Origin of the sequence: Streptococcus sp. HPH0090, assembly GCF_000411475.1 — a bacterium.
In the GTDB taxonomy this organism is placed as follows: Bacteria; Bacillota; Bacilli; order Lactobacillales; family Streptococcaceae; genus Streptococcus.
Genome location: NZ_KE150464.1, coordinates 1,144,861 through 1,164,897 on the forward strand (window position 1 = coordinate 1,144,861; position 20,037 = coordinate 1,164,897).

Annotated in this window: 20 protein-coding genes; 1 reads left to right on the top strand and 19 read right to left on the bottom strand. The window is 40.4% G+C overall.

What is annotated here, in order from left to right:
• Window positions 1-2: 2 nt before the first annotated feature.
• From HMPREF1481_RS07515 to HMPREF1481_RS07525, 3 genes are all read right to left on the bottom strand, one after another.
• Window positions 3-1,430: an SseB family protein gene (locus tag HMPREF1481_RS07515; protein ID WP_016466875.1), complete on the bottom strand. Its 1,428-nt coding sequence runs from the start codon at window positions 1,428-1,430 to the stop codon at window positions 3-5.
• A 132-nt stretch (window positions 1,431-1,562) separates the two neighbouring features.
• Window positions 1,563-2,126 carry a ribonuclease M5 gene (gene rnmV / locus HMPREF1481_RS07520; protein WP_016466876.1) on the bottom strand — a complete coding sequence of 188 codons (564 nt, stop codon included), beginning with the start codon at window positions 2,124-2,126 and terminating at the stop codon, window positions 1,563-1,565.
• Entirely contained in the window at window positions 2,123-2,899 is a 777-nt protein-coding gene (locus HMPREF1481_RS07525; RefSeq protein WP_016466877.1) for a TatD family hydrolase, read from the bottom strand. The genes rnmV and HMPREF1481_RS07525 overlap by 4 nt, the downstream gene beginning before the upstream one ends.
• A gap of 155 nt (window positions 2,900-3,054) precedes the next feature.
• On the opposite strand from HMPREF1481_RS07525, the gene HMPREF1481_RS07530 reads away from it, so the two are divergent.
• Window positions 3,055-4,899: an APC family permease gene (locus tag HMPREF1481_RS07530; RefSeq protein ID WP_016466878.1), complete on the top strand. Its 1,845-nt coding sequence runs from the start codon at window positions 3,055-3,057 to the stop codon at window positions 4,897-4,899.
• A gap of 181 nt (window positions 4,900-5,080) precedes the next feature.
• On the opposite strand, the gene rpmH is transcribed toward HMPREF1481_RS07530, so the two are convergent.
• The 16 genes from rpmH to comGA form a co-directional block, all read right to left on the bottom strand.
• Entirely contained in the window at window positions 5,081-5,215 is a 135-nt protein-coding gene (gene rpmH / locus HMPREF1481_RS07535) for a 50S ribosomal protein L34 (protein ID WP_000831905.1), read from the bottom strand.
• A 195-nt stretch (window positions 5,216-5,410) separates the two neighbouring features.
• Window positions 5,411-5,995, bottom strand: coding sequence for a DUF2625 family protein (locus tag HMPREF1481_RS07540; protein ID WP_016466879.1), 585 nt, complete (start codon window positions 5,993-5,995; stop codon window positions 5,411-5,413).
• Between the two features lie 253 nt (window positions 5,996-6,248).
• Window positions 6,249-7,463: a pyridoxal phosphate-dependent aminotransferase gene (locus tag HMPREF1481_RS07545; protein ID WP_016466880.1), complete on the bottom strand. Its 1,215-nt coding sequence runs from the start codon at window positions 7,461-7,463 to the stop codon at window positions 6,249-6,251.
• A 474-nt stretch (window positions 7,464-7,937) separates the two neighbouring features.
• The gene (gene gltX / locus HMPREF1481_RS07550) at window positions 7,938-9,398 is read right to left on the bottom strand and encodes a glutamate--tRNA ligase (protein WP_016466881.1); all 1,461 of its coding nucleotides are present in this window, start codon (window positions 9,396-9,398) and stop codon (window positions 7,938-7,940) included.
• A 130-nt stretch (window positions 9,399-9,528) separates the two neighbouring features.
• The gene (locus tag HMPREF1481_RS07555; protein ID WP_016466882.1) at window positions 9,529-10,878 is read right to left on the bottom strand and encodes a glucose-6-phosphate isomerase; all 1,350 of its coding nucleotides are present in this window, start codon (window positions 10,876-10,878) and stop codon (window positions 9,529-9,531) included.
• 171 nt (window positions 10,879-11,049) lie between these two features.
• Window positions 11,050-11,739: a gamma-glutamyl-gamma-aminobutyrate hydrolase family protein gene (locus HMPREF1481_RS07560; RefSeq protein WP_016466883.1), complete on the bottom strand. Its 690-nt coding sequence runs from the start codon at window positions 11,737-11,739 to the stop codon at window positions 11,050-11,052.
• 136 nt (window positions 11,740-11,875) lie between these two features.
• Window positions 11,876-13,642, bottom strand: coding sequence for an ABC transporter ATP-binding protein (locus HMPREF1481_RS07565; RefSeq protein WP_016466884.1), 1,767 nt, complete (start codon window positions 13,640-13,642; stop codon window positions 11,876-11,878).
• 1 nt (window position 13,643) lies between these two features.
• Complete coding sequence (locus tag HMPREF1481_RS07570) at window positions 13,644-15,350, bottom strand: ABC transporter ATP-binding protein (RefSeq protein ID WP_016466885.1); 1,707 nt, start codon at window positions 15,348-15,350, stop codon at window positions 13,644-13,646.
• A gap of 189 nt (window positions 15,351-15,539) precedes the next feature.
• Window positions 15,540-16,241, bottom strand: a complete 702-nt coding sequence (locus HMPREF1481_RS07575) for a histidine phosphatase family protein (RefSeq protein ID WP_016466886.1) — start codon at window positions 16,239-16,241, stop codon at window positions 15,540-15,542.
• A 109-nt stretch (window positions 16,242-16,350) separates the two neighbouring features.
• Entirely contained in the window at window positions 16,351-16,737 is a 387-nt protein-coding gene (comGG, locus tag HMPREF1481_RS07580; protein WP_016466887.1) for a competence type IV pilus minor pilin ComGG, read from the bottom strand.
• The gene (comGF, locus tag HMPREF1481_RS07585) at window positions 16,715-17,176 is read right to left on the bottom strand and encodes a competence type IV pilus minor pilin ComGF (RefSeq protein ID WP_016466888.1); all 462 of its coding nucleotides are present in this window, start codon (window positions 17,174-17,176) and stop codon (window positions 16,715-16,717) included. Before comGF ends, comGG begins: the two co-directional genes overlap by 23 nt.
• The gene (comGE, locus tag HMPREF1481_RS07590) at window positions 17,139-17,441 is read right to left on the bottom strand and encodes a competence type IV pilus minor pilin ComGE (RefSeq protein ID WP_016466889.1); all 303 of its coding nucleotides are present in this window, start codon (window positions 17,439-17,441) and stop codon (window positions 17,139-17,141) included. The genes comGF and comGE overlap by 38 nt, the downstream gene beginning before the upstream one ends.
• Window positions 17,404-17,838 carry a competence type IV pilus minor pilin ComGD gene (gene comGD, locus HMPREF1481_RS07595; protein WP_167497304.1) on the bottom strand — a complete coding sequence of 145 codons (435 nt, stop codon included), beginning with the start codon at window positions 17,836-17,838 and terminating at the stop codon, window positions 17,404-17,406. Before comGD ends, comGE begins: the two co-directional genes overlap by 38 nt.
• Window positions 17,801-18,124: a competence type IV pilus major pilin ComGC gene (comGC, locus tag HMPREF1481_RS07600; RefSeq protein ID WP_016466891.1), complete on the bottom strand. Its 324-nt coding sequence runs from the start codon at window positions 18,122-18,124 to the stop codon at window positions 17,801-17,803. The genes comGD and comGC overlap by 38 nt, the downstream gene beginning before the upstream one ends.
• The gene (comGB, locus tag HMPREF1481_RS07605; RefSeq protein WP_083936651.1) at window positions 18,125-19,168 is read right to left on the bottom strand and encodes a competence type IV pilus assembly protein ComGB; all 1,044 of its coding nucleotides are present in this window, start codon (window positions 19,166-19,168) and stop codon (window positions 18,125-18,127) included.
• Window positions 19,089-20,030 (bottom strand): competence type IV pilus ATPase ComGA, encoded by a 942-nt coding sequence (gene comGA / locus HMPREF1481_RS07610; protein ID WP_016466893.1) that lies wholly within the window; start codon window positions 20,028-20,030, stop codon window positions 19,089-19,091. The genes comGB and comGA overlap by 80 nt, the downstream gene beginning before the upstream one ends.
• Window positions 20,031-20,037 lie beyond the last annotated feature (7 nt).

The following is a 20,037-nucleotide window of genomic DNA, read 5'->3' on the forward strand; positions in this document are numbered from 1 at the left end:
CTCTAATCTTTAGCTCTGCCTTCTTGTTCCTCACTAAGCTTTTGCATTTCTTTAAAAGCTGTTAGGCCAACATAGGCACCCGCTTCATAGTATTCCGTTGGGTTAATGGCATAGTCGAAGAATTCAATCATGTTCCCAGCGTTTTCAATCATCCCATTCCATTTTTCGTCAAAGACCATGCGCAGACGTTTCCAATCAGTAAATACTGGAACAGAGTTTCGCCCATTTTTGCCTTCTCCAGTTGGAATATTAAATTTCGCTGACTCATCTAAGACAAAGGAGTTTGCTTCCTGACCACCCTCTGGGAAGCCTGAAGCCGCCTCTAAAGGCAATAAGAATTTGGCTTTTGGCACAGCCATTGAAAAGAACTTATAATAGAGCTTATAAATTACTTCTTCGTCTTCTGTCGTCGGACTATCCAGTTGTCCCATCAAAAGCATCCATCTTACAACATCAGGATTCATCACAGGAACTTGTATTTCTGGCAAATCAGAAAAATCTGGTTTTGGAACTAAAACCGATGCAGCAATGCTTACTTCCTTACTATTAAAGAAAGCACCTAAAGCACCGTTTAAATAAAAGGCTGTCCCAAGAAAATTCTCAATCCCTTTTTTATCTTCTGTATTTTCAATTAGTTTCACCACTGACTTTGGTCGACTGTCAATGGTTTCCTTAAATCGATGATAGCAACGTGGTGTAAAAAGCATGATCATCGGGTCTGTACAGAGATACCCTTCTTCTCCTCTGTCATAGGTAGTTGAAAAAAGATAGGGTTCACCTGTTTTTTCCGAATAAACTGCATAAACCGAATCTGCTACCAACAACTTGTCCTTGACAATTTCTGCTAGGCGCTCCAACTTGCGGGTGTTAGCTTGATAACTTTCTTCACTTTCAGTTTCCTGATTTTGACGGCAATCCCATAAAAATGCTTGTAGAATCTCAATGCTATCCTCAAGACTAAGGGCCTGATAGTCCTCATCACCTACTTTACCTTCTTGGATAGTCACAAAAGCTCGGTAAAGAGCATATCCATAAGTAGATGAACGTTTTTCCTCTTCGACTCCCTGACTATAGAGCACACTTCCCTTTTTCAGTTTATCCAAGGAAGGAACCTTATCAACTTCTAGATAGATCAGTTCTTCGTCGTTTAGAGCTTCTACATCCTCTTTATGGCAGGAAAGTTTTTTCACGACTACTGAACCAAGAGCATCCATCCCCTGATCGGGATTACAAAACAGGAGACAATCACCAACCTTCAAACTTCCTTCTAGGTTGGCAGCAATTAAGAGCTCCCCCTTTTCTTCCATTGGGAAAAATCCTAGAACTCCCAAGCAAGCATTGCCTTTCGCCTCTTCTGCTTCCTTATTGGATTCCGTTATTTCAGTTGTTTTTGTTGCTTCTGTCTTTTTTAAAAAATCAAAGATTCCCATAACTTTTCCTCATTAACTCCACTTAGCACAAAGCCTATGGAGTCACTTTTCTAATGCTTGCTACCAAGCTTGATTAAACCGTTTATGATTACTTCTATTGTATCATATTCCCCTTACATTTTGGGGAGTTTCTCAATCTTCATAAGATTTCATGGCATCTTCAACTTCAGCTAAACGGATGCCAAATAATTCCAAACGCTTGAGAAGTTGTTTCCCATTGGAATAACCAATACGAAGGCTTTCTCCTAGATATTCTCTGCGTTTTCGGCTGTCTGATCCAGCTAGAAACCCTAATCGAATCAAGTCACTACGACTAATATCAAAGTCACTTTCTACTTCAAATTGCTCTGTCACTTGCGCCAAGGCTGTCTTCAAGTCTTCATAACTGGCATGTTCGATTCCTAGGGAACGTCCTTTGGTCTTGGACTTAGGAACTGCCTCATCACGCTTGAGAAAAGCGTGTTGCACTGATGGAACAGCCGTCATAATCAAACGACGAATGCGCTCCCCATTAAAGTCAGGATCTGTAAAGACAATCACCCCATGACGTTCATGTAGACGTTGGATACGTTCAAGATCCTGCCCATTGATAGCGGAGCCACGAGTCTCATAGGTCTCCACATCAAAATAACGTTTGAGATTGGCCGTATCATCACGCCCTTCGACTACGATGACTTGGGAAATTTTCTCTTTCATGATTTACGTTCCAATCCAAAGATTCGTTCTGCATTGGCACTGGTTGCAGCAGCTAACTCTTCTGTCGTCATGCCACGCAAGTCTGCAATAAAGTCCACTACATAGCGCGTGTAAGCTGTCTTGTTTTCACGGCCACGTTTAGGAACAGGAGCCAGGTAAGGGGCATCCGTTTCTACCAAAATCTTATCCAAAGGTAACTCTTTAGCAGCGTCCTGAATGTCAGTCGCTTTTTTAAAGGTTACTACTCCAGAAAAGGAAATAGTCATGCCAAGCTCCACAAACTTCTCAGCCCACTCCAGTGAACCTGAGAAAGAGTGCATGATACCACCACGAGGACCAACTCCCTCACTCTTAATAATCTCATAGGTGTCTTCTAGCGCATCACGAGTATGGACCACAAAAGGCAAGTTCAATTCCTTTGATAGCTGAATCTGACGACGAAAAACCTTCTCCTGCACTTCTTTAGGGGCTGTCATCCAATGATAGTCCAAACCAATCTCACCCAAGGCAACAACTTTGGGATGTTTTAGTTTCTCCAGCAGGTATTTCTCAACATCCTCTGTATAGGTCCCTGCCTCTGTTGGATGCCATCCAATTGTCGCATAGAGTTGGTCATACTTGTCCACCAATTCTAGAGCACGCTCAATGGTCGGTTTATCAAATCCAACAATATTCATCCGAGTCACACCCATTTCAGCTGCTAAGGCTATTTCTTCTGCTTCTCTTCCTGAAAATTCTTCCACATTCAAGTGGGTATGTGTATCAAAAATCATTTATATTCCCTCGTTTTTTCTACTTTCTATTATACCAAAAAACTAGTCGCATCCTTATAGGAAAAAAATATTTTGAAATCAATGATTTTCCCTTGACGGTATTTTTTCATAGCAGTATAATAGCTCTTGTTGAAAATTTCAAAAAAGGAAAGAAAATGTTTACAAAACTTAAATATACCTTTATCGGTCGTCCTCTAAAATCTTTAACTGAGGGTGAAGGAGGACTTCTTGGAAAAACACAAGCACTTGCAATGCTCTCAAGCGATGCCCTTTCATCTATCGCCTATGGGCCTGAGCAGGTTGTCCTTGTCTTGGCTAGCCTATCTCCGCTTGCTATTTGGTGGAGTCTCCCTATCGGCATTTTTGTCCTCTTGCTACTTGCTAGTCTAACCATTTCTTACCGACAAATCATTCACGCCTACCCTCAAGGTGGGGGTGCCTATATGGTTACTCGAGAAAACCTATCACCTGAGCTCGGTTTGATTGCTGGGGGAAGCTTGCTTGTTGACTATATGCTAACAGTAGCCGTATCCGTGGCTGCAGGTGCGGATGCAATCACTGCTGCACTTCCCGCACTCCATCCTTACAACCTCCACATCTCCATTTTTCTGGTCTGTTTGCTCATGCTTTTGAATCTGCGAGGCTTGAGGGAATCTGCTAGTTCTCTGATGATCCCTGTCTACCTCTTTATCTTTAGCACGGTCTTCCTCTTATTGTTTGGTCTCTCCCAGCTATTGACAGGTTCTCTAAGCTATCATGCAACTTCCTCTATTGGTCAAACAGTTCCAAGTCTCTCAATTGTTCTCATTTTAAGAGCCTTTACCAGCGGTTCGGCTTCACTTACTGGAGTTGAAGCTATCTCAAACGCTGTTCCATTTTTCAAAACTCCCAAAGAGAAAAACGCAGCTCAAACACTGACCATCATGTCTCTGATCCTTGGATTTCTCTTTGCAGGAATTACCTTCCTAAACTACTGGATGGGGATTACTCCTCAACACGGAGAAACAATCCTTTCACAGATGGCTAAAGGAATTTTAGGGGATTCAGCTCTCGGTCAAGTTGTTTATTATCTATTCCAATTTTCAACAGCCCTCATCCTTGCCGTAGCTGCAAATACTGGTTTTTCTGCCTTTCCAATGTTGGCTTACAATATGGCTAAAAACAAGTACATGCCCCATCTTTTTATGGAAAAAGGAGATCGTCTAGGCTACTCAAACGGTATCCTAACCTTGGCCTTTGGCGCTATGATTCTTCTGCTCATTTTTAACGGAAATACGGAACGCTTGATCCCTCTTTATACTATTGGAGTTTTCGTACCTTTTGCTCTTTCTCAAACAGGGATGATTCGCCACTGGAAAAAAGAAAAAGGCTCTCATTTCTTAAAATCTGCCTTTGCAAATATCCTCGGTGCCATCATTTGTTATGCTATCGTTCTTATCTTACTCTTCTTCAGACTTGGAGATATCTGGCCCTTCTTCCCAATTATCCTAGTCTTAACTTTCCTCTTTTTAGCCATCCACAGTCATTACCAAAAGGTGGCTAAACAACTTCGACTTTATGAAGGAATTCAAAAGAAAGTCTACGATGGCAATGTCGTCCTTGTCTTAGTAGGAAATGTCACTCGAGTCAGCGTCGGAGCGATTAATTACGCTCAAAGCATAGGAGATGAGGTTTTGGCCATGCACATTTCCACCAAGGAAACGGAGGAAAAAGACCAAGAAATCCTCCAAGAATTCGCCGACTATTTCCCAAATATCACTCTAAAAAACATTAATACTAGCTATCGCGATATCATCACACCAACAGTTCGCTATGTTCGAAAAATCTCTCAAGAAGCCAAGAAAAAGAACTACACAGTTACAGTTCTAGTACCCCAATTCATCCCTAACAAACCTTGGCAAAATATCCTCCACAATCAAATGAGTCTCAAATTAAAATATGCTCTCAGATGGCACGAAGATGTCGTCGTTGCTAGCTACTCTTATCATTTGAAAGAATAAAGAAAAGCTCAAAACCAGAAAACTTAACCTCTGGTTTTGAGCTTTTTTCTATATATCAGCTTTCCAATAAATCTTCTAAAGTTTTCAGACTAAATCAATCACCTTAGAACATTCACTTTTAGATAACAGAAAAGTCAGTAGGCTCGAGTTCCTACTGACTTCTTTGTTTAATTCGTTTGGATTATGCAGCCAAAACTTTGCGTCCTTTACGACGACGAGCTGCCAATACGCGACGACCGTTTTTAGTTGACATACGGTTACGGAATCCGTGTTTGCGCGCACGACGAAGTTTACTTGGTTGATAAGTACGTTTCACGATGAATACCTCCTCATAGATTTTGTATTCGTTTAGCCGGCTATAAAGTGATCAGTTACTAAACATACTTTACTATTCTATCTGATTCTTACGTATTTGTCAATAGCTCTGACAAATGTTTCCAGCTTTTTTGCTGGGGGAAGTCTGTATGTACTAATTTCAAATATCTTTTTAGTGCATTGTACCCTTTATTTATCACATCCTTAACTGTCTATAAAAATCAGCATTCATTTCTAACAATTCTTTAAAGGGAACTATTTTTCTAACTGCACCTGATGGAGTGTATTCCATTGACCAAATAAAAGGATAGGTCAAAACAACTTCATTTTTTTCAAGCGATAAATCTAATGTTAACAAATCTGGTACTATAAGTTCTTGATAAAATGTGTCTAACTGATTTGTAGTAACCCAATATAGAAATTCCTTATAATCTATCTCCAAATCCTCCCATTCTAATGTATCAGGAGCGAAATATTCTATTGAATTTAATTTTTCAATATTTATTGCAAATAGACCTCCCAAGATATCATAAGCTATCAAACAATGATTAGAATTATAACATTTTGAAAACAATTCATTACAGTAGCTGAAGCCATTCTCTGAATCATTCCCCAAGATTTTTAAATAACCATTAACAGTTACATAAGAAAAATGTTCTAAGATAAACTTTAGTTCTTGTGGTCTTTCTATACTATCCGTTATTTTTTTGTTACATTTAAGGAATTTAATATCATTAGAACTTTCCTCAAATTCCTCAAGAATCTCTTTCATAGTTAACATTTTATTCGTCTTCCTATCCCATTCAATTCTACACTCTTGCTTCATTTTTATTTATATGCACAACATTAAAGAAGTTCAATCGCAGATACTTCATTATCTAAATCAACAAATTCAAAATTCTTAGGATATTGCAGATAATCATTACATTTTTTTTAAAACATGAAAAAACTCAGAGAAACAATGTTAAAACCATCAAAACATTTGATTTCTCTGAGATAAAATTTGCTGATTGTACTCGAAACCTAGATCGTTCTTATCTACGATACTGCTTCAAGAAGCGAGTCATCTTTTCCTGTATTTGGGCCAACTCATCGACACGTGGTAGATAAACGATACGGAAGTGATCTGGTTCTTTCCAGTTAAAACCACGTCCATGTACCAAAAGCACTTTTTCTTGTTTCAAGAAATTAAGGACAAATTGTTCATCGTCATCAATACGGTACATATTGCGGTCGATTTTAGGGAAGATATAGAGTCCAGCCTTAGGTTTAACCGCAGACAAACCTGGAATATCTTGAATGGCATTGTAAATGAAATTTCTTTGCTCGTAAATTCGTCCACCAGGAAGAAGCAACTCATCCACTGACTGGTGACCACCTAGTGAAGTTTGAACAACCTGTTGAGCAAGCACATTCGAACAAAGTCGCATGTTTGAAAGCATGTTGAGACCTTCAATGTAGCCCTTTACATGATGTTTAGGTCCAGACAAGACCATCCAACCAACACGGAAACCAGCGATACGGTGAGATTTAGACAGACCATTCATGCTGACGCAGAAAAGGTCTGGAGCCAAACTTGCCACGGGTGTGTGGACATTGCCATCCATAACCATACGGTCATAGATTTCATCCGCAAAGATAATCAAGTCATTTTGACGAGCAATCTCAATGATATCTAACAAGAGTTCTTTGGGATAAAGAGCCCCAGTTGGATTATTTGGATTGATCAACACAATAGCCTTGGTATTGGAACTAATCTTAGACTTGATATCATCTAGGTCTGGGTACCATTCAGCTTCTTCATCGCAGATGTAGTGCACGGCATTTCCTCCGGCTAGACTGACTGCTGCCGTCCAAAGAGGATAGTCAGGCATAGGAACTAAGACTTCATCGCCGTTGTCCAAAAGCCCCTGCATAGACATGACAATCAGCTCACTAACCCCATTTCCAAGGTAGATATCATCGATACCTACATTAGGGAAATTTTTTAGTTGGCAATATTGCATAATCGCTTTACGAGCTGAAAAGATTCCTTTAGAATCTGAATAACCTTCGCTATCACGCGCATTCATAATTAGGTCATGAATGACCTCATCTGGTGCCGTAAAACCAAACTCAGCTGGATTTCCTGTATTCAAACGGAGAATTTTTTCTCCATTTGCACGCATACGCATGGCTTCTTCCAAAACTGGACCACGAATATCATAAGCCACATGTTCTAATTTTATTGATTTATTAAATTCTTTCATTTGAGTTCCTCTATTCATCAGGATAGTTAATATTATACCACTCCAAAACGAAATCGTAAATTTCCTAGCGCTTTTCCTCAAAAAAACCTTGCTTAACGCAAGGTAACAGAGCAAGGTCGATTTCTTTCTGTATTTGGAGAAGAAAGAGTAGATATACTTCTCTAAAAAGCTGAACCAAACTGGACCAAAATCTTTCTAGAGTAACTCTCATGATCGAAAACAAAGTCTTTGTAGCGGATGGTAACTGCATAGATGAGGAATCTCTCCTTACATCCAGCAAAACGCAAAGAAAAAATAAGTAGACTCACCAACATTAGGGATAATGTCTAAGACTAAGCCGAGTCTAGTTGTAAAAATACCACCTTACTAACTTATTTCCCTTGCCCTGTCAATTAATATTATACACTAAAATTTTTGCATTTTCAAACAAGTATGCATATAAAAAGAACTCAATATTTGAGTTCTTTTTATCTACTATTTTGTAATTTCAGCCAACATTTTTTCAATGTGTTGGATAGATTTTTCACGTCCAAGCAAGTAGATAGTATCTGGCAATTCAGGACCATGCATTTCACCTGAAACAGCGATACGGATTGGCATGAAGAGGTTTTTCCCTTTGATACCAGTTTCCTTTTGAACTGCTTTGATTTGTGGGAAGATGTTTTCTGCCACAAACTCTTCGTCTGACATGGCTTCAAGTTTTGCTTTGAAGGCTTCAAGTACCGTTGGAACGGTTTCACCAGCCATGACTTCTTTCTCTGCTTCTGTCAATTCTGGGAAGTCTGAGAAGAAGAGGTCCGTCAATGGAACGATTTCATCCACTGATTTCATTTGTGGTTTGTAGAGTTCAACCAATTTCTCAGCCTTGTCTGTCAAACGTCCTGCTTCTTCGAGGAATGGTTTTGCCATTTCAAAGATGGTCGCAAGGTCTGCATTCTTGATATACTCATTGCTCATCCAGTCCATTTTCTTTTGGTCGAAAGCTGCTGGAGACTTGCTGAGGCGGTTTTCATCAAAGAGTTTGATCAGTTCTTCGCGAGAGAAGATTTCGTCTTCCCCACCAGGGTTCCAACCAAGAAGAGCGATAAAGTTAAAGACTGCTTCTGGAAGGTAACCTTTCTTCCGGTAATCTTCGATAAATTGAAGGGTATTAGTGTCACGTTTAGACAACTTCTTACCAGTTTCAGAGTTGATGATCAAGGTCATGTGACCAAATTCTGGTGCTTCCCAACCAAGAGCTTCATAGACCATGAGCTGTTTTGGTGTATTAGCAATATGGTCATCTCCACGGATGACGTGAGAGATTTGCATATCGTGGTCATCAATTACAACGGCAAAGTTGTAAGTTGGGTAGCCATCTTTCTTTTGGATAACCCAGTCCCCACCGATATTGCCACCTTCAAACTCGATATCACCTTTGACCATATCATGCCATTTGTAAATACCAGACTCATTGACTGCCAAGCGAACCGTTGGAATGACACCTGCTGCTTCACGTTCTGCGATATAAGCAGCTTTTTCTTCTTCGCTCATGCCGAGGTATTCGTTGATGTAGCGAGGTGTTTCACCCGCCGCTTCTTGGCGTTCACGTTCAGCTGCCAACTCTTCTTCAGTGACGTAAGATTTGTAGGCTTTTCCTTCGGCCAAGAGTTGGTCGATGTATTTTTGGTAGAGTTCCAAACGCTCAGACTGGCGGTAGTTTTCATGAGTTTCTGGACTTTCATCCCAATCCATGCCCAACCAACGAAGGTTTTCAAGCTGGGAACGTTCTCCGTCTTCGACATGACGTTTGCGGTCAGTATCTTCGATACGGATGATAAAAGTTCCTCCATGGTGGCGTGCATACAAGTAGTTAAACAATGCTGTACGAGCATTTCCGATGTGTAGTAGTCCGGTTGGACTTGGTGCATAACGCACACGAATATCTTTTGACATAGTTTCTCCTGTAAAGTCTCTAGGCATCTGCCTTTTTGCTCTCTATATTATATCACAAGTCTTGTTATAGTCCAATTTCTCTTTTCGAGAAATAGTAAAAAGAGTGGAAAAACCACTCTTTATGAATCTATTATAGACGAGCGTTGAGTTCTTTACTCAATTCTTCAAATCCTGGTTTACCAAGAAGGGCAAACATATTTTTCTTGTATGCTTCAACACCTGGTTGGTCAAATGGGTTGATCGCATTCAAGTAACCTGAAAGGGCGATAGCCAATTCGAAGAAGTAGATAGTGTAACCAAGAGTGAAGGCGTCTTGCTCAGGAAGAGTCACGTACATGTTTGGCACGTCACCGTCAGTGTGGGCAAGAAGAACACCGTCAGTTGCTTTTTTGTTAACGAAGTCAACGTCTTTTCCTTGAAGGTAACCAAGTCCGTCAAGATCTTCTTCCAAAGTAGGGATGATCACGTTCTTACGTGGTTTGTCAACGCGGACAACTGTTTCAAACATGATACGAGTTCCTTCTTGGATAAATTGACCCAATGAGTGCAAGTCTGTTGAGAAGTTAGCTGAAGTTGGGTAAATACCTTTTTGGTCTTTCCCTTCTGACTCACCAGCCAATTGTTTCCACCATTCTGAGAAGTATTGAAGGGATGGCTCGTAGTTTACCAAGATTTCAGTAGCATAGCCTTTACGGTAAAGGATGTTACGAACAGCTGCGTATTGGTAAGCTTCGTTTTCTGAAAGTTTGTCTGAAGTGTAGTCTTTACGAGCTGCGTTCGCACCTTCCATAAGGGCTTTGATGTCTGCACCTGATGCAGCGATTGGAAGCAATCCAACTGCAGTCAATACTGAGAAGCGTCCACCGATATCGTCTGGAACTACAAATGTTTCCCAACCGTTCGCATCTGCTTCAACCTTAACAGCACCTTTTTGGCGGTCAGTTGTTGCGTAGATCCGTTTGTTAGCTTCTTCTTGTCCGTACTTCTTCACCAAGAGTTCTTTGAAGACACGGAAAGCAATCGCTGGTTCAGTTGTTGTACCTGATTTAGAAATCACGTTGACTGAGAAGTCTTTATCTGAAACATACTCTACCAAGTCAGCAAGGTAAGTTGATGAGATTGAGTTTCCAGCATAAAGGATTTGTGGCGCTTTGCGCTCTTCTTTTGTTTGCAAGTTTGCAAAGTGATGGTTCAAGAAGTCAATGGCAGCTTTCGCTCCAAGGTATGACCCACCAATACCGATAACGACCAAAACATCGCTGTCTGATTTGATTTGTTCAGCAGCTTTCAAGATGCGGTCAAATTCTTCACGGTCATAATTTTCAGGAAGGTCCAACCAACCTAGGAAGTCGCTACCAGCACCTGTTCCTTTACGGATCAATTCATCAGCTGCAGTTACTTGTGGTTGCATGTATTCCACTTCATGTGGGGCAACAAATTTACCCAAAACTTTTGAGTAGTCAAATTTAATATGAGACATGTTATTCCTCCAAATTTTGTTCTTCTCTATCATAACGCTTACCTTGGATTTTTTCAAGTTTTTATACTGAATTTTTCCAAATTTTATCATAATTCAAACGTTTGCGTAAAAAATGTTACAATATTAAAATTTGAACGAAACAAGACAAAAAAACGACTAGGTTTCTAGTCGTTACAATTCATTCAATAAATACTCAAATAATTCTAAATTTCCATCTTCTTCATTAACCAAAAATTCTGGATGCCACTGCAAACCGATAATGCGGTGTTCGTCGATAGATTCGATTGCTTCAATCGTTTGGTCGCGAGGATCTACTGCCGTTACACGGAAATTGGGTGCCAAGTCTTTAATACTTTGACGATGAACTGAGTTAACTTGACTTTCCTTACCAAACAATTTTGACACAACACTGCCATCAACTGTCTCAATGGAATGTGAAGTCCCAAAAGGTAAACCTTGCCAGTGACCTTCAATTTCCTGATTGAGTGTGCCACCAAAGGCAACATTGACAAGCTGAACGCCACGGCAGATGGCTAAGATTGGCTTATTCTGACGCAATGCTTCTTGTAGAAGAGCGAGCTCAAACTCATCACGAGCTAGGTTATAATCATCGCTATCAATCGTTTTTTCCTCACCATAAAACTGTGGATGAACATTTTGTCCTCCAGTCAAGATAAGCTTATCAATCATTTCTACGTAGTCGTGGACAACTGACTCATCACCAACTGGAATCACCAAAGGAAGTCCGCCAACCTGACGAATACTCTCAGCGAATTTACAAGAGACAGATGAATGAATATTTTTTCCTTCTGCGTCCACGGGACATAGATTTGCCGCAACTCCAACAACTGTTCTTGCCATTACTGATTTCCTTTCGTTTTCGATTGATAATCTTATCTTATCATCCTTCCCTACACCTGTCTAATATGTTTTTTTTAAGTCCGTGATAAATTTTTTTTATCAGAAAAAGTTGCCCAAAATTAGGACAACTTTTTGTTTATTCAAAAACAAATTGATTGTGATACAGTTCGGAGTAAAAACCTCCAAGCTTGAGTAATTCGTGATGGTTTCCTTGCTCGATAACCTCACCATCCTTAAGGACAATGATCTGATCGGCATTGAGAATGGTTTTCAAGCGGTGAGCAATTACAAAACTAGTTCTTCCTGCCACGATAGCTTCCATAGCATTTTGAATCTTGCTTTCTGTTACAGTATCAACGTTTGAGGTTGCCTCATCCAAGATTAAGACCTGCGGATCTGTCATCAAGGTACGGGCGATAGAAATCAACTGCTTCTGACCGGTTGAGAATACGCTCTGATCATCATTAATCAGAGTATCGTACTTATCTGGTAGACTTTCGATATATTCATGGATATGTGTAGCTTTAGCAGCTGCTTCTACCATTTCCTGACTGGCATCTAGGACACCAAAACGAATATTGTCCCGAATGGTTCCACTAAACAAAACAGAATCCTGTAAGACAATTCCTACCTTACTTCGCAAACTATCTAAATCAAACTCACGGATATCTGTTCCATCAAAGCTGATACTACCAGCATCCACATCATAAAAACGATTGATGAGGTTCATGATGGTTGTTTTCCCTGAACCTGTCGGACCAACAACCGCAATCATTTTTCCTTTTGGTGCTGAAATGCTAACATCTTTCAGAATTGGTTTGCCTGGAAGGTAGGAGAAGTCTACATTACGAATCTCCACACCCTCTTTTAATTCGTTAAAGACTGGAGCATCTTGAGGACGAATTTCTTCCTCTGCATCAAACATTTCTTGGATACGGTCTGCACCTGTAAAGGCCAGTTGCAAACTTCCCCAGCTCGCCGCTAATTGGATAATGGGCTGGTAATACTGTTGCGAAAACTGGGTAAACATGACAATCAAACCCAGAGCTGTCGCTGTCTCGATGTTCTTATCATTCAGTAATACAGCTGAACCTACAAAAATAACGACTGCTGTATTGACCAAACTCATTCCGTTCATAACAGGGAAAAGAATTCCTGAGAACATTCTTCCCTTGAAAGTGGCTTTTCGAACCCGTTCATTTTGCTCAACAAAACCAGCAATCACATCTTCTTGGATACCTTGAACGATAACTGCTTTTTGTCCAGAGATACTCTCATCCATATAAGCATTGAGTTTCCCAACTTCCTTTTGTTGGAGGTTGGTATATTTTCTTGCCAATTTCAAAATGACAATCAACATAATGATAGCAACTGGAGTGCTGGCAATCGTAATCAAAGCCAAGGTGATATTTTTTGCAAACATGACAATCAGCAAGCCAATATAAAGAGCAATGTTGGTCATAACAGACACTAGACTTTCGTTGAAAGCCTGGAGGATGTTGTCCAAGTCACTGGTAAAACGAGACAGGATATCCCCATCTTGATGGCGGTCAAAGAAGGAAACGGTCAAGCGAGAAAGCTTGCCAAAAAGCCCCTTACGCATTTCATTTGTCGATTCGGCAATAATGCGACTCATCAAGACCATGTAGATGAGACTAGACACTACTAAAACAATCAAAATATAAGCAAGATTGACAAGGAGCCCCAAAAGACTTTGCCAAACCATATCAGGATTTCCATTTTGATAAGCTATAACTAAATTAGCCAGTTCTGTGACTGTTTGACCTGCAAATACTGGAAAGAGGGCTTGTGCTATCGTTGCAATGATAATCATAGCAATAACAACGACAAAGGATATCTTATAAACTTTAAAATAGTTCCAAAAGAATCGAAATGTCTTCATCCTACTCCTCCTTTCCTTTTTGCGTCTCGTAAATTTCACGATAAACTGGATTCGTTGCGACCAAGTCAGTATGCTTACCTTGACCAATCAAGCGACCTTGGTCAAGCACTAAAATTTTATCCGCATGCACAACAGAGCTAATCTTTTGCGCGATGATAATCGTAGTCGTCCCCTTCAAATCCTTGTTGAGGGCTTCTTGGACCAAACGTTCTGATTTGGCATCAAGGGCAGAGGTTGAATCATCGAAAATCAATATCTTTGGATTGCTGACAATCCCACGCGCAATCGACATTCTTTGTTTTTGTCCACCAGAAAAGTTAGTCCCACGTTCCTCAACCGGACTTTCAAAGGCCAAGTCCATGCGACTGATAAATTCACTAGCCTGGGCGATACGAGCTGCGCGTTCCATTTCTGAAACCGTCGCATCTCCCTTACCTTGTCTGAGATTATCTGCGATGGTTCCACTAAAGAGAATAGCTCTTTGCAAAACAATAGAAACTGTCTTACGTAGCGTACCTTCGCTAACTGTCCGAATGTCCTTTCCTCCAATCTTGATCGAACCTTGCTGAGGATCAAATAATCGTGGAATCAACTGAGCCAAGGTTGATTTCCCTGCACCGGTTGCTCCGACAACCCCAACCATCTCACCAACTGCGATATCGAAAGATACATCTTTTAGGATAGGTTCTTCATCATTTGGATAGGTGAAGGTCACATTTTCAAAACTGAGGCTTCCTTCCAATTCTTCATCTTCCACATCATTGAAAGTCATAGCTGGTTCTGTATCAAGGATTTCACGAATACGACGAAGGGAAATCATGGCACGAGTAACTGAGTTCCCCAAAAATCCAACCATAACGATAGTAAAGATAATCTGACTCAGATAGTTCACGAAGGAAGCAATGGAACCAACCACTGAAGGATCTGACTCTGCCATACCTGCTACAAGCCAGATTGAAAGAAAGACAGCACCGTAAGAAATCAACATCATTACAGGTTGAACAATAGAAAAAGCGTAGCCGATATAGAGGTTTTCTCCCAGCAATTCATCGGATACCTGCGTAAATTTAGCAAACTGATCTTTTTCTCGAACAAAAGATTTGACCACGCGCACACCACGTAAATTTTCTTTTGCAATAGCATTGATACGCTCTAGTAAGGTCTGGAATTTTGCAAAGCGTGGTCCCATCATCCCCATCATAAGACCCGTCATAGCAACAATCAGAACGACCATGAGAACTAGTACCCACCACAGAGAAGGTAAGGTCGCGACTGCTAGAATAAAGGAACCGATAAACAAAAGCGGTAGTCGAGAGAGAATTTGAAAGGTCATCATGACTACGTTCTGGATTTGGTTGATATCGTTGGTCATACGCACAACAAGGTTCCCTGCATTAAACTTCTCAATATTAGCGTATGAAAAAGTTTGAATCTTACGAAAGGCATCTTCTCGTAAGTCTGACGAAACTCCTTGAGCAATGTAAGCTGCTAATACAACATTAATTCCACCTGCGACTAGACCAATCAAGGCAACAAGGATTAACCAAAAACCGATACTATAAATAGCCTCATTATCACCTGTTAGCAAGGCCTCTAAAACTTCCTGCAAATAACGTGGTTGCAGGAGTGAACTCGTTACCATTAGACCTGTCATGACCAAGGAAGTCAGGGCCTGCCATTTATAGGCTTTTATTTTCTGAAACAGCATATTTCCCCCTTATAAGATAGACAAAAGGGGACGACAGTTCTGTCAGTCCCTTCTTATGCTTTCATGTTGATACTATTCTAACAAAAAAGAATGCTATTGTCAAAGCACTCAGCTCTCAGAAGCTTGTGCAAGCACGACATTAGCATTCTATCAATCCTTTAAAAATTCTTCTAAATTTAGTGCTGAATTTTATTGTTCTGAACTATCTTGCTCGTCTAGCTTAACTCGTCCAATTTCACGGTAGCTACAGTCCCCAACAATTTTTACTGAAAACTGACCATCTTCGTACTCAAGAATCGTCACACTTCCGTTATCAAGACCATGTGGATGCATGCCGTTAATGAGGTAAACAATAGTTCCAATTGTCATTCCATGACTGACAACCAGGGCATTTCCTCCCCCATTAGCTTCCATTTCCTTGGCAATGGCTTCAAAACCTTCCCAGATACGACCACTTAGTTTTTCCCATCCTTCAGCCCAGCCTGCAGTATCCACTTCGACCAAGCCTTCAGCTAGTTCCGCATAGGACAAACGATGCACATGGTCGACATTAAAGATACGAGGAATGATGCCCATAAAAAGGTCCCCATCATAAGCACCATCAAAACTACCAAAGCACCATTCACGGATTCGCTTATCCATACGATAAGGAATTTGCCCTGTTAAACCTAGTTCCTCAAGGATAATTCCCATAGTCTGGATGGTACGTCCTGAGTCACTCGAGTAAGCACGCTCAAACTTTAAGCCTGACTCACGAAAACCAATTCCCAGTTCGTGAATGCCTCGCTCACCTTCAGCTGTTAAAGGAGTATCACTCCAGCCTTGAGCACGCCCAATCGTATTAAACATTGTTTTCCCATGACGCACTAGATACAATTTTACACTTGCCATTTTTGGTCCTCCATATGTATCTATTATAGCATGATTTCAGGTAAAAACCTCGTCCAAACTACTCTGTGCCCTTCTTTGAAGGTGCTAATTTGGAAGAGCTAGCAGTCTCTTATTTGACCCCTTCTTCTGTTTTCTCCTCATTTCCTTCTTTGGACTTGTTTTCTGTTTTCTCAGACTTTTGACCGGTCTTTTTTAAAGGAGAAAAGTGAAATTCAAACTTATTTTTTCCTGTGTCAATAATCGTTGTGAAGAATTTCTCGTCATTTCGATAAGTTGACGTCCCTACATTAAATGACTGCTCTCCATTTTCAGAAGAGGCTTTTTCATAGGTTCTCTTAGCCATAGCAAATGCAAGAAGTTTTTCTTTATTTAAGGCATAATCCTGATGATGTGCTACTTGCCGATTTAGATAAAACTGCAACAAAAGACTAAAAATTCCAGCAATAGTGATAGCGTATAGGAGAACTCCTGCTCTAACTTTTTTCTTTTTCAACACGATAGATAAATTCCCTCTCTAGTCCCTTTTCAAACTGAAAGTGAAAGTGCAGCTCCTGCCCTTTTTCTTGAATTCGAGCTGATTTTAGGCCGTAGACCATGGGTTGATAACCACGTCCACTAGCATCTGTTTTCCGGAAATCATTTGACTTTGATTTACCCATGGAAATGGGTTTGCCTTCCTGTTTGAGGTAAAGCCTATCATTCTCCACTTTTTCAAATTGGGCTCGATTCAGCTCTGCTTCTAGCTGATCCACAAATAAAAGCCATTCTTTTTGCTCACTTCTCTGCTGATAGCGAACTTCTGAAACCAAGAGTCGGCTCATAGCTTGAAAAAGAAGCAAGCTACCACTAATAACGATAAGTGCAACCAAGGATTCTAAAAGTGTAAAAGCTCTGACCCTACTTGTCTTGAATCGCCAGTAATTTCTCCGTTCCATGGTATACCTCCAAACCTTGCTCATTCGAGACAACATGAACTGTAAGGCCATTGACAGTCAACTGCTTTTGTCCAGTCTGCAACGCCATACGAGCCACTCGCAAAACTTCTTCCTGTTTTAGAAGTTCTACTTCTCTTTTTCTACTTTCTTGAATCTGTCCCAGCAAGAGGGTTGCAATACTAGCAAAAATTGCGAGTGAAATCACTGCCTCCAGTAGAATAACCGCCTTAATTTTTTGCTTCTTGAATACGTTTAATCTTTCCATTTCCTAGATATAGTTGGTAGCGAACCACTTCTTTCCTTGTTTGAAATCTCACGCTAGCTAGAGACGAATTCCCTCCAGCCTTATCAAAGGTAATTGACTGATTAGACTCCAATTGAATGCCTTTAGGGATAGCTAATTTCTGGTAGCCATTCCCAATACTTGTCTCTTCTAGCATTAAGTTCATCTTTTGCTGACTAGCCAGACTTCGCTTCTGGGTTTCTCGATAAAGTTCCTCAAACTCCATAAAGAAAATTTGCTCTTCCACAGCTGCAAAAGTTGATTGAACTGAACTTAACAAACCCAAGGCTAACAGGCTGACTATTCCTAAGACCAATAAACTTTCTAGCATGGTAAAGGCCCTAATCTGCAACTGACTGACTCTTATTTTGTTTTGCATGATACTCTTTATAGGCTTTTGCTTGCTCAGCAGTGATACGTCCATCTGCCTGTAATTTGCTTAGACTGGCATCTTCATTTTTATCCAGACTATAGAGTTCTGCCTGACTTTCTACCACCTTGACGACGGCTGCTTTACCCTTGTCATTCACTGCATCCTTTTGCTTAGTAAGATTTGGCACAAACAGTAAGAGTAAGACGCTAATGATAAGAAGGACCACTAACATTTCTACAAGAGTGAACCCTTTTACCGTAGTTTCCTTTAATTTCATCATCATTTTTTTCATCTAAAAATTTACCTCCATATTTTGATACATTGGCAGCAACATAGCTGCATACAATAAAACGATTAGCAGGGCTACAAAAATAAAGACCAGTGGTTGAACAAGGTTCATGGCCCGATTGACTCGGGTAAAGAAGGATTCCCAGGTTTTTTCCGCATAGATTTCCAATTCACTTCCCAACTTGGATTTAACTTCTCCATATTCAATGATTAATCCCAACTCCTTTCTAAAGAAGGAATAGGTCTGAACAACCTTAGAAAATTCATGCCCATTTTGCAAAGATTGATCTAAATCGTATCCAATTTCCTTAAAAAGAGGATTCCCTTGCTCCTGCATCATCTGGAAAATCTGTGCCAACTCTAAACCTTGTCCTATCATATTTCCCCATTCCCGAGCATAATAGGCAGTTAGATAATACTGAACAAACACACCTAAAAAGGGGATTCTAGCCAGATAAGAACAGACTTGTATCTTTCTAGATTTTCTGTAGAATATCAGTCCTGTTAAAGATGCAAGACTTAATGCCACAGTAAGTCCGAGAAAAATCTGTGGCAGGTTACTAATCACTAAGGTAGCTATGTTACTACTATCCAGTTGGGGCAAGAGATAATTTCGCAACCCCAACATAATGAGCAGTAAGAAACATAGCAGAATAAGTGGGTAGGTCGCAACTTCAATTAACTTCTTCTTGACTTTTGCAAGATTATCCAAATATTCTTCAATTTTTCCTAAACTCAAATGGAGATTTCCATGAACTTCAGCCAATGAAAGTTGAGTGACAATCGCACTCGAAAAACCTAAATTCCCCATCATTTCCGAGAAAGATTTTCCTTTCGAGAGTCCTAGGCGCATCTGCGAAACATATTCCTTCTCCAACAAAAGACTTCTATCAAGAAAGGAAATGATTTCTACCAAGTGAAAACCACTCGAAAACAAATTGTTAAAGAGAGTGATAATTTTCTTCTGCTTACTGGTAGCTAATTTTCTCCGTTTCAGCTTGAAGGGCAGTGATATGTCCGTCTTTAAGAAGCTGATCAATTTGCTCATTCCACTTTTCTGCCTGGTGTTCTGAATAATTTTGGTTTGCAAAATCAATAATTCCTCCTCCCCCGATTAGTCTCTGGTAGCAAACACCTTGTAAAACAACTGCGAGTTCATCTTCACTGACACCAAGTTCTAAAAGACGCTCATAGACCCCACGAATACTCTTTGCATGTATGGTCGAAAACACTGTAGCTCCCGTTAAGCTCGCTCTTACAACAGCACGGGCTGTTTCACTATCCCGAATTTCTCCAATAATTAAAAGATCCGGGCGGTGTCGCAAAGAAAGTTTTATCAAGTTTTCATAACTCAGTCCAATAGCTTCATTGAGTTGTAATTGCAGCATCTCTTCTTGCTTAATCTCGACTGGGTCCTCAATAGACATGACTTGTTGTCCCTTAAACAATGACTTAGCTAATTCATGCATTAAGGTAGTTTTACCACTTCCTACAGGTCCTGCAAATAGATAAAGGCCGCGTTGCCTAAATCCCTTTTCTAGTTCCTTAAGGTCTTGAAACCAGAAGCGCAACTCTTGTTCTTCATCATGCAAAAGGCGAATAACTAAACTTTCATGACCACGATAATCTCCTACCGTCGATAAGCGTAGTGAAGAAACCTTGCCATCATGCTGATAATCACAGGACCCAAGCTGACTACGACGCTTTTCTCCAACGTTCATCCCCGCAATGAATTTAAAATGACTAATAACTGCGCCCAACTTTTCAAAGTCATAGCTATTAATCAACCGCCTTTCATCACCTATTCGCATATGCAACTCATAACCCTTGTCCTTGGGAATAAAATAGATATCCTGAGCTCCATCCTTTTTTGCGAGACTAATCAATTCTTGTGCAAGTGTTTGTACCATATTCCCT

Excerpts from the sequence above, each read along its gene's own strand:
- HMPREF1481_RS07570 (WP_016466885.1), bottom strand. The coding sequence starts at position 15,350 with ATGCTGTTTCAGAAAATAAAAGCCTATAAATGGCAGGCCCTGACTTCC.
- HMPREF1481_RS07575 (WP_016466886.1), bottom strand. The coding sequence starts at position 16,241 with ATGGCAAGTGTAAAATTGTATCTAGTGCGTCATGGGAAAACAATGTTT.
- HMPREF1481_RS07565 (WP_016466884.1), bottom strand. The coding sequence starts at position 13,642 with ATGAAGACATTTCGATTCTTTTGGAACTATTTTAAAGTTTATAAGATA.
- HMPREF1481_RS07525 (WP_016466877.1), bottom strand. The coding sequence starts at position 2,899 with ATGATTTTTGATACACATACCCACTTGAATGTGGAAGAATTTTCAGGA.
- rnmV (WP_016466876.1), bottom strand. The coding sequence starts at position 2,126 with ATGAAAGAGAAAATTTCCCAAGTCATCGTAGTCGAAGGGCGTGATGAT.
- comGE (WP_016466889.1), bottom strand. The coding sequence starts at position 17,441 with ATGGAAAGATTAAACGTATTCAAGAAGCAAAAAATTAAGGCGGTTATT.
- comGB (WP_083936651.1), bottom strand. The coding sequence starts at position 19,168 with ATGAGCAAATTGATCAGCTTCTTAAAGACGGACATATCACTGCCCTTC.
- HMPREF1481_RS07530 (WP_016466878.1), top strand. The coding sequence starts at position 3,055 with ATGTTTACAAAACTTAAATATACCTTTATCGGTCGTCCTCTAAAATCT.
- comGD (WP_167497304.1), bottom strand. The coding sequence starts at position 17,838 with ATGCAAAACAAAATAAGAGTCAGTCAGTTGCAGATTAGGGCCTTTACC.
- HMPREF1481_RS07555 (WP_016466882.1), bottom strand. The coding sequence starts at position 10,878 with ATGTCTCATATTAAATTTGACTACTCAAAAGTTTTGGGTAAATTTGTT.
- comGF (WP_016466888.1), bottom strand. The coding sequence starts at position 17,176 with ATGGAACGGAGAAATTACTGGCGATTCAAGACAAGTAGGGTCAGAGCT.
- HMPREF1481_RS07545 (WP_016466880.1), bottom strand. The coding sequence starts at position 7,463 with ATGAAAGAATTTAATAAATCAATAAAATTAGAACATGTGGCTTATGAT.
- HMPREF1481_RS07540 (WP_016466879.1), bottom strand. The coding sequence starts at position 5,995 with ATGTTAACTATGAAAGAGATTCTTGAGGAATTTGAGGAAAGTTCTAAT.
- comGA (WP_016466893.1), bottom strand. The coding sequence starts at position 20,030 with ATGGTACAAACACTTGCACAAGAATTGATTAGTCTCGCAAAAAAGGAT.
- HMPREF1481_RS07515 (WP_016466875.1), bottom strand. The coding sequence starts at position 1,430 with ATGGGAATCTTTGATTTTTTAAAAAAGACAGAAGCAACAAAAACAACT.
- HMPREF1481_RS07560 (WP_016466883.1), bottom strand. The coding sequence starts at position 11,739 with ATGGCAAGAACAGTTGTTGGAGTTGCGGCAAATCTATGTCCCGTGGAC.
- comGC (WP_016466891.1), bottom strand. The coding sequence starts at position 18,124 with ATGAAAAAAATGATGATGAAATTAAAGGAAACTACGGTAAAAGGGTTC.
- gltX (WP_016466881.1), bottom strand. The coding sequence starts at position 9,398 with ATGTCAAAAGATATTCGTGTGCGTTATGCACCAAGTCCAACCGGACTA.